Origin of the sequence: Streptomyces sp. NPDC001532 (genome assembly GCF_040298625.1) — a bacterium.
Classification (GTDB): domain Bacteria; phylum Actinomycetota; class Actinomycetes; order Streptomycetales; family Streptomycetaceae; genus Streptomyces.
This window is the reverse complement of record NZ_JBEPAL010000017.1, coordinates 112,959-125,394: the sequence shown is the minus strand read 5'-3', so window position 1 is coordinate 125,394 and position 12,436 is coordinate 112,959. Positions and strand designations below refer to the sequence as shown.

Annotated in this window: 9 protein-coding genes; 2 read left to right on the top strand and 7 right to left on the bottom strand. The window is 73.6% G+C overall.

The window, feature by feature from the left end; all coding sequences use genetic code 11:
- Positions 1-18 precede the first annotated feature (18 nt).
- Positions 19-882 (bottom strand): Fpg/Nei family DNA glycosylase, encoded by an 864-nt coding sequence (locus ABT232_RS18035; protein ID WP_351840905.1) that lies wholly within the window; start codon positions 880-882, stop codon positions 19-21.
- A gap of 51 nt (positions 883-933) precedes the next feature.
- Positions 934-3,021, bottom strand: a complete 2,088-nt coding sequence (locus tag ABT232_RS18030; protein WP_351840903.1) for a SpoIIE family protein phosphatase — start codon at positions 3,019-3,021, stop codon at positions 934-936.
- Positions 3,022-3,171: 150 nt separating this feature from the next.
- Between ABT232_RS18030 and ABT232_RS18025 the strand changes: the two genes are divergently transcribed.
- Positions 3,172-4,593, top strand: a complete 1,422-nt coding sequence (locus ABT232_RS18025) for a lipase maturation factor family protein (protein ID WP_351840901.1) — start codon at positions 3,172-3,174, stop codon at positions 4,591-4,593.
- Here ABT232_RS18025 and ABT232_RS18020 read toward each other — a convergent pair.
- Genes ABT232_RS18020 through ABT232_RS18005 form a run of 4 tightly spaced genes read right to left on the bottom strand, consistent with a single transcriptional unit; the run spans position 4,581 to position 8,471 of the window.
- Positions 4,581-5,420, bottom strand: a complete 840-nt coding sequence (locus tag ABT232_RS18020) for an amidohydrolase family protein (protein WP_351840900.1) — start codon at positions 5,418-5,420, stop codon at positions 4,581-4,583. The genes ABT232_RS18025 and ABT232_RS18020 overlap by 13 nt on opposite strands.
- Positions 5,417-6,373, bottom strand: coding sequence for an aldo/keto reductase (locus ABT232_RS18015; RefSeq protein WP_351840898.1), 957 nt, complete (start codon positions 6,371-6,373; stop codon positions 5,417-5,419). Before ABT232_RS18015 ends, ABT232_RS18020 begins: the two co-directional genes overlap by 4 nt.
- Positions 6,370-7,125, bottom strand: a complete 756-nt coding sequence (locus tag ABT232_RS18010; protein WP_351840896.1) for an SDR family NAD(P)-dependent oxidoreductase — start codon at positions 7,123-7,125, stop codon at positions 6,370-6,372. Before ABT232_RS18010 ends, ABT232_RS18015 begins: the two co-directional genes overlap by 4 nt.
- Positions 7,122-8,471 carry an L-fuconate dehydratase gene (locus tag ABT232_RS18005; RefSeq protein ID WP_351840895.1) on the bottom strand — a complete coding sequence of 450 codons (1,350 nt, stop codon included), beginning with the start codon at positions 8,469-8,471 and terminating at the stop codon, positions 7,122-7,124. The genes ABT232_RS18010 and ABT232_RS18005 overlap by 4 nt, the downstream gene beginning before the upstream one ends.
- Before the next feature lie 128 nt (positions 8,472-8,599).
- On the opposite strand from ABT232_RS18005, the gene ABT232_RS18000 reads away from it, so the two are divergent.
- On the top strand, positions 8,600-9,352 hold the full coding sequence (locus ABT232_RS18000) for a FadR/GntR family transcriptional regulator (RefSeq protein ID WP_351840893.1): 753 nt from the start codon (positions 8,600-8,602) through the stop codon (positions 9,350-9,352).
- Here ABT232_RS18000 and ABT232_RS17995 read toward each other — a convergent pair.
- On the bottom strand, positions 9,341-12,361 hold the full coding sequence (locus ABT232_RS17995; protein WP_351840891.1) for an alpha-mannosidase: 3,021 nt from the start codon (positions 12,359-12,361) through the stop codon (positions 9,341-9,343). The genes ABT232_RS18000 and ABT232_RS17995 overlap by 12 nt on opposite strands.
- Between the last annotated feature and the right edge of the window lie 75 nt (positions 12,362-12,436).

The window sequence follows — 12,436 nt, the reverse complement described above, 5'->3', positions numbered from 1 at the left end:
GGCTCCGCCACCGGCCCCTCACTTCAGCAACCGTGACATCCTCCGGTCGGCCAGCGGTCTGCCGCCGGTCTGGCAGGTCGGGCAGTACTGGAGCGAGGAGTCGCTGAACGAGACCTCGTGGATGGTGTCGCCGCACACCGGGCAGGGTTCGCCGGTGCGGCCGTGGACACGCAGGCCGGACTTCTTCTCGGCCTTGAGGCGGCCCGCGGCCAGACCGCGGGAGCGCTCGACGGCCTCGGTGAGGGTGGTGCGCAGCGCCTCGTACAGGCGGGTGGTCTCCTCCGCGGTGAGGGACCCGGCCAGTTTGTACGGCGACATCCTGGCGGCGTGCAGGATCTCGTCGCTGTAGGCGTTGCCCACCCCGGCGATCAGGCTCTGGTCGCGCAGGGCGCCCTTGAGCCGGCGGCGCTCACCCGCGAGGAGCGCGGCGAGGCGGGCCTCGTCGAAGTCGTCGGCGAGCGGGTCGGGGCCGAGCCGGGCGACGCCCGGGACCTGCTGCGGATCGGCCACGACGTACACCGCGAGGCGCTTTTGGGTACCGGCCTCGGTCAGGTCGAAGCCCGCGCCGGTCTCCAGGGCCACCCGCAGGGCCAGGGGCCCCTTGCCGGGGCGGGGCGGCCCGTCGGGGAGGCGGTCCTTCCAGTGCAGCCAGCCGGCCCGGGCCAGATGGGTGACGAGGTGCGGGCCGCCGTCGGTGGCGAGGTCGAGGAACTTGCCCTGCCGCCGTACGGCGGTGACCTCGCGGCCTTCGAGCGCGGTGAGCGGAGGGTCGTACGTCTTCAGGACGCTGATCGCGACCGGCAGCACGCGGACGATCTCGTGTCCGACCAGGTGCTCGGTGAGGAAGTCCTTGAGCGCTTCGACCTCGGGGAGTTCCGGCATAGGTCCAGAGTGCCACCCGGCACCGACAGCCTCAGCCCGGCGCGGTCCGGCTCAGCCCCGTTCGGGCACCGCGAACTCGCACCACACGCACTTGCCGCCGCCGCGCGCCTCCACCCCCCACACCTCGGTGAGCAGGTCGACCAGGAGCAGGCCGCGGCCGGAGACGCCGGACTCACCGGCCTCGCGGCGGCGCGGCAGGGCGCTGGAGGAGTCCTCGACCTCGACGCGCAGCCGGCGTTCGGCGCCGGCCAGCACCCTGAGGGTGACGATGGCGGCGCCCTCGGTGTGCATCAGGGCGTTGGTGATCAGTTCGTCGGCGACGAGTTCGATCTCGTCGGCGCGGTCCGCGGCGCCCCAGGCGCGGACGGCGGCGCGGATCATGTGCCGGGCGCCGGTGAGGGCCTCGGGGTCGCCGGGGGCGACGTGCTGCTGGAGGCGGCCACCGGTCTTGGGGGCGTCCATGCCGCGGCGGCGCAGCAGGAGCAGGGCCACGTCGTCGTCGCCGCCGCGTTCCTCGGCGAGGTCGATGAGGCGGTCGGCGAGTTTCCACACGTCCGGCGGGCCGGAGGCGATCAGTCCGGTGAGGGCCTGCATACCGTCGTCGAGGTCGGCGCCGGGTGTCTCGACGAGGCCGTCGGTGCACAGCAGCAGGGTGTGACCGGGGTCGAGTTCCAGGGTGCCCACGGGGTAGTCGAGGCTGCCGAACTCGGCGGACAGGCCGAGCGGCAGGCCGCCCTCCACCGGGACCCGGCGGCAGCTGCCGTCGGCGGCCCGCAGCAGCGGGTCGATGTGCCCGGCGCGCACCACCTGGACCACTCCGGTGGACAGGTCGGCCTCGGCGTACAGGCAGGTGGCGAACCGGTCGGTGTCCAGTTCGTGGAGGAAGACGGAGGCGCGGGCCATGACGGTGGCCGGGGTGTGGCCCTCGGCGGCGTAGGCGCGCAGCACGATCCGCAGCTGGCCCATGACGGCGGCGGCGTGGGTGTCGTGGCCCTGGACGTCCCCGATGACGGCGCCGACCCGGCCGCCGGGCAGCGGGATCAGGTCGTACCAGTCGCCGCCGATGTCCCGGCCGAGGGTGCCGGTGGCGCTGCCGGAGCGGTAGCGCACGGCGACGTCGGCGCCGGGGACGCTCGGGATGGTGCGCGGCAGCATGGCCTGCTGGAGGCCGGTGGCGAGGTCCTTCTCCTGCTCGTAGAACATGGCCCGTTGCAGGCTCTGCGCGATGCTGCTGCCGAGGGCGACGAGGATGTCGCGTTCCTCGGGGGTGAAGCCGCGGCGGTCGCTGTAGAGCAGGCCCATCGCGCCGATGGGCCGGGCCTGGACGATCAGCGGCAGATAGGCGGCCGAGGTGATGCCGAGGTCGGTGATGTGCGGCCACAGGACGGGGTAGCCGGCCGCGAACTCCTCCGGGGACTCGATGAAGCGGGGGCTGAGGGTGCGGACGACCTCGCTCATCGGGTACTGCTCGTCGATCCGGGTGACGTCGGTGCCGGGCACCCGGCTGCCCTGCGGGCCCTCGGCGATCAGCCGGATGCGGCCGGCCTCGACGAGGCCCATGACCAGGCTGGTGGCGCCGAGATGGGCGACGCCGTCGGAGTCCTTGAGGACGTCGATGACGTCGTGCACGGTACGGGCGTGCGCCAGGGCCGCGGTGGTGGACTGCACGATGCTTCCCTGGTCGCGGCGGACGCCGTCCTGGCCGCCCTGGGCGCCGCGGGCCTCGATCTCGTCGAGTTCCCGGGTGGCGTCGCGGACGATGCCGACGATCCGGCGCGGCCGGCCGGTGTGATCGCGCCGGATGTAGCCCTGGGTGTGGGTCCAGCGCAGGGTGCCGTCGCGCAGCCGCAGGCGGAAGTAGGCGCCGTAGTTCTCGCTGCCGTCCTTGATGGCCTGCGCGACCAGGGCGTCCAGCCGCTGGCCCTCGGCGGGCGGGACCCGGATGGACAGCGTCTGCGGGCGGCTGTCGAACTCGTCGGGGCGCACGTCGAAGACCTCGTGGGCCTGGGCGTCCATGTGGAACAGACCGCTGTCCAGGTCCCAGTCGAAGGTGCCCATGCGGTTGAGCGCCAGGATCGGGTCCGGGTGGGCGGGCCAGTCGTCCGGGAGTGACAGGGCGCTCGCTCCCCGATCAACCATGGGCCCCACCTTGCCAGGCTTTGTCCGATTCTTCGACTTGTCCTCTGTATTGTCTGCTTCACTCGCTTGGGTCACGCAAGCGGAGGCGCTCGCCGCGGATGGTGGGGTGAGCCGTCGACGCCAGAATGGAGGGAGAGGAGTGCAACGGCCGTGGACTGGTTCACCGCATCCGACTACTGGCTGAGCCGGCTGGTCTTCCAGCGGGCGCTGGCCGCCGTCTACCTGGTCGCGTTCCTGACCGCGGCCCTGCAGTTCCGGGCGCTGCTCGGCTCGCGCGGAATGCTGCCGATCCCCCGCTTCGTGGCGCGGGTGCCGTTCCGGCGGGCACCGAGCCTGTTCCAGCTGTACTACTCCGACCGGTTCTTCGCCGGGTGCGCCTGGGCGGGGGCCGCGGTGTCGGCGGCGCTGCTGGCGGGTCTCGACGGGTGGCTGCCGCTGTGGGCGGCGATGCTGCTGTGGCTCGTCCCGTGGGCGCTCTATCTGTCGATCGTCAACGTCGGCCAGACCTGGTACGGCTTCGGCTGGGAGTCCCTGCTGCTGGAGACCGGGTTCCTGGCGGTCTTCCTCGGCAACGACGAGGTGGCCCCGCCGATCGTGGTGCTGTTCCTGCTGCGCTGGATCCTGTTCCGGGTCGAGTTCGGCGCCGGCCTGATCAAACTGCGCGGCGACGAGTGCTGGCGGAAGCTGACCTGTCTGGACCACCACCACGAGACGCAGCCGATGCCGGGCCCGCTGAGCTGGTTCTTCCACCGTCTGCCGAAGCCGCTGCACCGGGTGGAGGTGGCCGCCAACCACGTCACGCAACTGGTGGTGCCGGTGCTGCTGTTCACCCCGCAGCCGGTCGCCACGGCCGCCGCCGCGCTGATGATCGTCACCCAGCTGTGGCTGGTGCTGTCCGGCAACTTCTCCTGGCTGAACTGGATCACCATCGTGCTGGCCCTGTCGGCGGTCCGGTTCCCGGTCGACCCGCCGTCCGTCGCGAGCGCCCCGCTCTGGTACGTCGTCGTGGTCCTCGCCGTGGCCGCGCTGCTGCTCTTCCTGAGCCACCGCCCCGTGGCGAACATGATCTCCCGCGGCCAGATCATGAACCGCTCCTTCGACCCGCTGCACCTGGTGAACACCTACGGCGCCTTCGGCAGCGTCAGCCGGGTGCGGTACGAGGTGGTCGTCGAGGGCACCGCGGACGCCGTACCGCGCGAGGACTCCGACTGGCGGGAGTACGAGTTCAAGGGCAAGCCCGGCGATCCGCGGCGCTGGCCGCGCCAGTTCGCGCCGTACCACCTGCGGCTGGACTGGATGATGTGGTTCGCCGCGCTGTCGCCGGCCTACGCGGGCTCCTGGTTCGGGGCGCTGGTGGAGCGGCTGCTGGAGGACGACCGGGACACCCTGAGGCTGCTGCGCCGCTCCCCCTTCCCGCCCGGCGAGCCGCCCCGCCACATCCGCGCCCGTCTCTTCCGCTACCGCTACTCCACTTGGCGGGAGCTGCGGGAGACGGGGGCCTGCTGGCAGCGGACGTATGTGCGGGAGTACCTGCCGCCGACGCGGCTGAGCGGGACCGCTCAGAGGCTGTAGACGCGGGTGGCCGTGTGCGTGAAGACCTCGGCGCGTTCGGAGGCGCTCAGCCCGGCGGTCAGCTCGGCGGCCGCGGTGATCACCTCGCCGTAGGTCGCCGCCAGGGTGCACACCGGCCAGTCGGAGCCGTACATCAGCCGGTGCGGTCCGAAGGCGTCGAGCACCACGTCGGCGTACGGCCGCAGGTCCGCGATCGTCCAGGAGGCGAGGTCGGCCTCCGTGACCAGGCCGGACAGCTTGCCCACCGTGTTCGGCAGGGCGGCCAGGGCGCGCACGGCGCCCGCCCAGGGCTCGGTGGCGCCGGAGGCGACGGGTGGTTTGCCGAGGTGGTCGAGGACGAAGGCGAGCCCGGGGTGGCCTGCGGCGGCGCGGGCGCAGACGGGCAGCTGGTGGGGCCGGACGACGAGGTCGTAGGCGAGGCCCGCGGCGGCCACGGCGGCCAGGCCGCGGTGGACGTCCGGGCGCAGCAGCCAGTGCGGGTCGGGTTCGCTCTGGACCTGGTGGCGGATGGCGCGGAGCCGGCCGCCGCCGGGCAGTTCGCGCAGCCGGGCCAGTTCGTCGGCGATGTCGGGCCGGGTGAGGTCGGTCCAGCCGACGACGCCCGCGATCAGCTGGTCGCCGTCGGCCAGGGCCAGCAGTTCGGGGGTCTCCTCGGGCACGGTGACCGTCTGGACGAGGACCGTGCGGTCCACTCCGGCAGCGTCGGCCTCGGGGCGGAGGTCGTCGACGGTGAAGTCGCGGCGCAGCGGCCCGAGTCGGGGTCCGGTGATCCATTCCTGGTCCCGGACGGACAGGTCCCAGACGTGGTGGTGGGCGTCGACGGTCACGGCCGCTCCTCGCCGGGCAGCGGGGCGTCGGCGGGCAGCAGGCCGGTGTCCCGCAGCTCCTGCCAGAAGGCCGGCGGCACGGGGGTGCGGAACTGCTCGGCGCAGTCGTCGACCTCGGCGGCCGAGCGGGCGCCGACGAGGACGCCCGTGACGGCCGGGTGGGCGGCGCAGAAGGCGAGGGCGGCGGCGCGCAGGGTGGTGCCGTGGCGTTCGGCGGCGGACTTCAGGCGCAGGGCCCGGTCGAGGAGGTGCGGCGGTGCCTGGGCGTAGTCGTAGGTGGCGGTGGGGCGGGGGTCGGCGAGCAGGCCGGAGTTGAAGGGGCCGCCGATCACGACGGCCGTGCCGCGCTCCCGGGCGGCGGGCAGGAGGTCGGTGAGGGCGCTCTGGTCGAGCAGGGTGTAGCGGCCTGCGCACAGCACCACGTCGACGTCGGTGTCGCGGACGAAGCGGGTGAGCATCGCGGTCTGGTTCATGCCCGCGCCGATCGCGCCGACCACGCCTTGTGAGCGCAGCTTCTCCAGCGCCGGATAGCCCTCCCGGAAGGCCTGTTCGGCGTGGTCGTCGGGGTCGTGGAGGTAGACGGTGTCGACGTGGTCCAGGCCGAGGCGGGCCAGGCTGGCGTCGAGGGTGCGCAGGATGCCGTCGGCGGTGAAGTCCCAGACGCGGCGGTGGGTGGCGGGCACCGCGAAGCCGTGCGCGAGGTCGTCACCGGTGCCGTCGGCGGGTTCCAGGCGGCGGCCGACCTTGGTGGAGACGGTGTAGGCGGAGCGCGGGTGTTCGCGCAGGGCGGCGCCGAGGCGGCGTTCGGCGAGGCCGAGGCCGTAGTGGGGTGCGGTGTCGAAGGCGCGGACGCCCTGGCGCCAGGCGGCGGCCACGGCGGCGTGCGCCTGCTCGTCGGTGACCTCGGTGTAGAGGTTGCCGAGGGCTCCGGTGCCGAGGGCGAGGGCGCTCACCGGACGGCCGGGCGCAGTCGCAGGCCCTGCATGCCGCCGTCGACGGCGAGCGCGGTGCCGGTGGTGGCGCCGGAGAGCGGGCTCGCCAGGTAGGCGATGGCACCGGCGACCTCGGCGGCGCTGACGAGCCGGCCGGCCGGCTGGCGGGCCTCCAGCGCGGCGCGTTCGGCCACCGGGTCGTCGGCGGCGTCGAGCAGCCGGCCGACCCACGGGGTGTCCGCGGTGCCGGGGTTGACGCAGTTGACGCGGATGCCCTCGCGGACGTGGTCGGCGGCCATGGCGAGGGTGAGGGAGAGCACGGCGCCCTTGGTGGCGCTGTACAGGACCCGCTGCGGCAGGCCGGCGGTGGCCGCTATGGAGCAGGTGTTGACCACGGCCGCGTGGGCGGAGCGGCGCAGGTGCGGCAGGGCGGCGCGGGCGGTGCGGACCATGCCGACGACGTTGACGTCGAGGACACGGTGCCATTCGGCGTCGTCGTTGTCCTCGACGGTGCCCTGGGCGCCGATGCCCGCGTTGTTGACGAGGACGTCCAGGCCGCCGAGGTCGTCGGCGGCGGCCGTCACCGCCCGGCGTACGGAGGCGTCGTCGGTGACGTCGGCTCGGTGTGCGAGCAGCGGTTCGCCGACCGCGGCGACGTCCAGGTCGAGGACGGCGACCCGGGCGCCGCGCTCGGCCAGCAGGTGCGCGGTGGCCCGGCCGATGCCGGAGGCGCCGCCCGTGACCAGGGCCCTCAGCCCTGCGAAGTCGTTCATCGTGCCTGCCCCTTCGGTGTGCGCTCGGCGAGGTCGGCGGCCCAGAAGGCGCCGCCGGGGAACGTGTACCGCGCGATCGACTCCGGGCGCATGGTCGCCGAGAAGCCGGGCGCGGTGGGTGCGGTGTAGTGGCCGTCCCGGATCACCACCGGGTCGAGGAAGTGGTCGTGGAGGTGGTCGACGTACTCGATGACCCGGTCGTCGGTGGTGCCGGAGACCGCCAGGTAGTCGAACATCGCCAGGTGCTGGACGAGTTCGCACAGTCCGACTCCGCCGGCGTGCGGGCAGACCGGGACGCCGAACCGGGCGGCGAGCAGCAGGATCGCCAGGTTCTCGTTGACGCCGCCGACGCGGGCCGCGTCGAGCTGGAGCACGTCGATCGCGCCGGCCTGGAGCAGCTGCTTGACGACGATCCGGTTCTGGGCGTGTTCGCCGGTGGCGACCTTGACCGGGGCGACGGCCCGGCGGATCGCCGCGTGGCCGAGGATGTCGTCGGGGCTGGTGGGCTCCTCGATCCAGTACGGGTCGAACTCGGCGAGCGCCTCGGTCCAGTGGATCGCCTCGTCGACGTCCCAGCGCTGGTTGGCGTCCACGGCGAGGCGGATGCCGGGGCCGACGGCGGCGCGGGCGGTACGGCAGCGGCGGATGTCGTCGTCGAGGTCGGCGCCGACCTTCAGCTTGATCTGGGTGAAGCCGTCGGCGACGGCCTGTCCGGCGAGCCGGGTGAGCTTGTCGTCGTCGTAGCCGAGCCAGCCGGGGGACGTGGTGTAGGCGGGGAAGCCGCGCTCCAGGAGCCGGGCCCGCCGCGCCTCGGCGCCCTTGCGGCCGCGGCGCAGGAGGGCCAGGGCGTCGTCCGGGGTGAGGGCGTCGGTGAGGTACCGGAAGTCGATCTGTCCGACCAGCCATGCGGGGTCGGCGTCGGCGAGCAGCTGCCACAGCGGCTGCCGGGCGCGCTTGGCGGCGAGGTCCCAGACGGCGTTGACGACGGCGCCGATCGCCATGTGCATCACGCCCTTCTCCGGGCCCAGCCAGCGCAGTTGGCTGTCGCCGGTCAGGGCGCGGCTGAGGGTGCCCGGGTCGGCGCACAGCTCGTCGACGGAGCGTCCGACCACGTGTCCGCGCAGTGCCTCGACGGCGGCGACCTGGACGTCGTTGCCGCGTCCGATGGTGAAGGTGAAGCCGTGTCCCTCGTGGCCGTCGGCGGCGTCGGTGCGCAGCACGACGTAGGCCGCCGAGTAGTCGGGGTCGGGGTTCATCGCGTCGGAGCCGTCCAGCTCGCGCGAGGTCGGGAAACGGATGTCGTAGGTGTCGACGGCGGTGACGCGGGCGGGAGTCGGGGACGTCATGCCGCATGCTTATCAGACCACTTGGTGTCCACGGCACCCTGGCGACGGTGTTTCGATACGCTTTCGCTTCGAGTGGTCCGACCACTCGGGTGACTAAACAGCCGCGCACCGATGACAGGGGAGACGACGTGGAGAGAGCCGACGAGAGCCCTCCGGACGGTGAGCCGGCCGGCCCGAGGGGCACGGTGACCCAGCGGGCCATCGAGCGGATCAAGGAGATGATCACCGAGGGCCGGCTGGAGCCCGGCCAGCGGCTGCCGACCGAACGCGATCTCGCCGCGCGCCTCGGCATCTCCCGCAGTTCCATGCGCGAGGCGATCCGCGCCCTGACCGTCCTCGGTGTGCTGGAGGCGCGGCACGGCTCCGGCATCTACGTCACCCGGCTGGAGGCCGGCGATCTGCTGGAGACCTTCGGCGTGGTGGCCGACCTTTCCCGGGGCGAGCGCCTGGTCGAACTGCTGGAGGTGCGCCGGGTGCTGGAGTCGACGGCGACGGCGCTGGCCGCCGCCCGCATCACCCCGGACCAGCTGGCCGAGGTCGAGCGGCAGCTGACGGCGATGAACGCCACCGACGACCCGGAGCGGATCCTCGCCCACGATCTGGCCTTCCACCGCGCGATCGCCGAGGCGGCCGGCAACGAGTCCATGGCCGCCATCCTGGAGGGCCTGTCCTCCCGCACCTTCCGGGCCCGTGTCTGGCGCGGCTACCAGGAGGAGGGCGCCTTCGACCGCACCCGCCGCGAGCACGCCGCCATCCACCGCGCCCTGGCCGCCCGCGACCCGGAGGCGGCCCGCGCGGCGGCGGCCACGCACGTGGGCGAGGTGGAGCAGTGGCTGCGGGAGCGGCTCGATGTCCGAGCCGCGCCCGGTTCACGCCCGTGACAGCCGCAGGGTCATCAGCTCGAACGGCCGCAGCCGTACGGTGATCCGGGCGCCGTCCAGCCGAGGCGCGGCCGCTTCGGCGAGCGGGCGTTCCAGCAGGTCGGTGGCGGTGACCGCGGCGACCGGGAAGCCGAGGTCGAGGCGCGCGCGGATCCGGCCGCCGTGGGCCTCGTGGAAGCGGACCACGACATCGCCGCTGCCGTCGTCGGCCAGTTTGACGGCCGTGACGACGACGGCGTCCTGGTCGACGGTGAGCAGCGGCGCGACCTCGCGGGCGCCGCGGAGCCGCCGTTCCGGGAGGTTCAGCCGCCAGCCCTCACGCACCGCGTCGCCGATGTCCGCGCCGGGCACCAGGGCGTGCCGGAACCGGTGGACTCCCTGGTCGGTCTCGGGGTCCGGGAAGCGCGGGGCGCGCAGCAGGGAGACGCGGACGGTGGTCGTCGTCCCGGCGTCGGGGCCGGTACGGACGGTGCGGGTGACGTCGTGGCCGTAGGTCGAGTCGTTGACGAGGGCGACGCCCCAGCCGGGTTCGGCGAGGTGCACGAAGCGGTGGTTGCAGGCCTCGAACCGGGCGGCGTCCCAGGAGGTGTTGTCGTGGGTGGGGCGGAAGAAGTGGCCGAACTGGGTCTCCGAGGCGTACCGCTCGGCGTGCAGGTCGAGCGGGAACGCCAGTTTGAGGAACTTCTCGGTCTCGTGCCAGTCGACCTCCGTGTCCAGCACCAGCCGCCGCTCGCCCGGCGGCAGCGACAGCACCTGGGTGACCCGGGAGGCGCCGAAGGACCGGACGATCCGCACCGAGGCGCCGTCCTCGCCGACGGCGACCTCGTCGGCGTCGGTGAGGTCGGTGACCGTGTTGCGGTAGAACTCGTCGACGTCCCAGGCGTCCCACATGTTCGGGAAGTCGGGGTGCAGCTGGAGGAGGTTCGCGGCCCGGCCCGGGGCGACGGTCTCGCGGTCGGCGGCGATGTCGTGGGCGGAGACGACGAGACCGCGGGCGTCGATCTCGACCCGGAGCAGACCGTTGTCCAGGACGTGGCCGCCCTCCGCCCGCGGGGACAGTGAGGTCGTGCCGCTGGTGGCCGGGGTCGCCGCGCCGCCGGCGGGGACGCCGTTCCTGGCGTGCGGCGCCGAGTTGAACACCAGATCGCGCCCGCCCTCCCCCGCCAGCGCCCGCTGGGCGGCCTCGACGATGCCGGTCAGCTCGGCGGCGACGCGGGCGTAGGTGGCGCGGGCCTCCCGGTGCACCCAGGCGATGGACGAGCCGGGCAGGATGTCGTGGAACTGGTGCAGCAGCACCGTCTTCCAGAGGCGGTCCAGCTCTTCGTAGGGGTAGCGGAAGCCGGTGCGCACGGCCGCCGTCGCCGCCCACAGCTCGGCCTCCCGCAGCAGGTGCTCGCCGCGGCGGTTACCCTGTTTGGTCCCGGCCTGGCTGGTGAGGGTGGCGCGGTGGAGTTCGAGGTACAGCTCGCCCACCCACACCGGCGGCTGCGGATACTCGGCCTCGGCGCGGGCGAAGAAGCGCTGCGGGGTCTCCCAGGTCACCGTGGGGGAGCCTTCGAGGTCGCGCAGACGGGCCGCGCGGGCCACCATCTCGCGGGTGGTGCCGCCACCGCCGTCGCCCCAGCCGGTGGGGGCGAGGGAGTGCCGGGCACGGCCCTTCTCCCGGAAGTTGCGGGCGGCGTGGGCGAGTTCGGCGCCGCGCATGGAGCAGTTGTAGGTGTCGACGGGCGGGAAGTGGGTGAAGATCCGGGTGCCGTCGATGCCCTCCCAGCGGAAGGTGTGGTGCGGGAAGGTGTTCGTGCGTGACCAGGAGATCTTCTGGGTCAGCAGATACCGGGAGCCCGCCGCCTTGATGATCTGCGGCAGTCCGGCGGCGAAGCCGAAGGTGTCCGGCAGCCAGGCCTCCTCGTTCTCGATGCCGAACTCGTCGAGGAAGAACCGCTTGCCGTGCACGAACTGCCGGGCCATCGCCTCCGAGCCCGGCATGTTGGTGTCCGACTCCACCCACATCCCGCCGGCCGGCACGAACCGCCCGTCGGCCACGGCCTTCTTCACCCGCGCCCACACCTCGGGCCGGTGCTCCTTGATCCAGGCCCACTGCTGGGCCTGCGACATCGCGAAGACGAACTCCGGTTCCTCGTCGATCAGCGCGGTCATGTTCGCGGCCGTGCGGGCCACCTTGCGGACGGTCTCGCGCAACGGCCACAGCCACGCCGAGTCGATGTGCGCGTGCCCGACCGCGCCGATCCGGTGCGCGGAGGGCGCGGCCGGGGCGGCGAGGACACCGGCGAGGCAGTTCCGGGCCCGCCCGGCCGTACCGCCCACGTCCTGGAGGTCGACGGCGTCCAGGGCCCGCTCCACGGCCCGCAGGATCTCCCAGCGGCGCGCCGAGTCCCCCGGCAGCTCGGCCATCAGCTCGCCCAGCACCTCCAGGTCGAGCACCAGCTGCCACACCGTCTCGTCGAAGACGGCCAGCTCCATCCGCCCGAGCGTGTACTGCGGCTCCCGGCCGGCCGTCTCCTTGTCGCCGAGCGGGGTCGGCCGGAAGGGCGGGAAGTCGAGGACGACCGGGTTGGAGGCGGCCTCGATGTGCAGCCGTACCTCCTCACCGCCCGCGACCGGCGCGCCGATCCGCACCCACTGGTTCTGCGGGTGCAGGCCCTTCACGGGGGTGCCGTCGGGCCGGTAGGCCAGGCCCTCGCACTGGAAGCCGGGCATCCCCGCCTCGAAGCCGAGGTCGAGCAGGGCCTCGACGGTCCGCCCGGCCCACGCCTCGGGCACCCGCCCGCTCACCCGGAACCAGCTGGTCCCCCAGGGCGCGCCCCACCGCTCCCCGGCCGCGATCGGCCGGCCTTCCGCGGCCAGCCCCTCGGCGACCGGCACCGGCTCGTCGGGGGCGTGCCACACGGTCACCTCCAGCGGCACGGTCAGCGGATACACCGCGGGCCGGACACGCTCGTCGAGGACACGCCTCAGCCGGCCCTCGACGAGGCCGCGGTCGTCATGCATGGGCTCTCCTTGCTTCTCACGGGCGGACGGTACGGTCCGGCACGGGGCCGACGAGGTCTACAGCTCCCCTGCCGC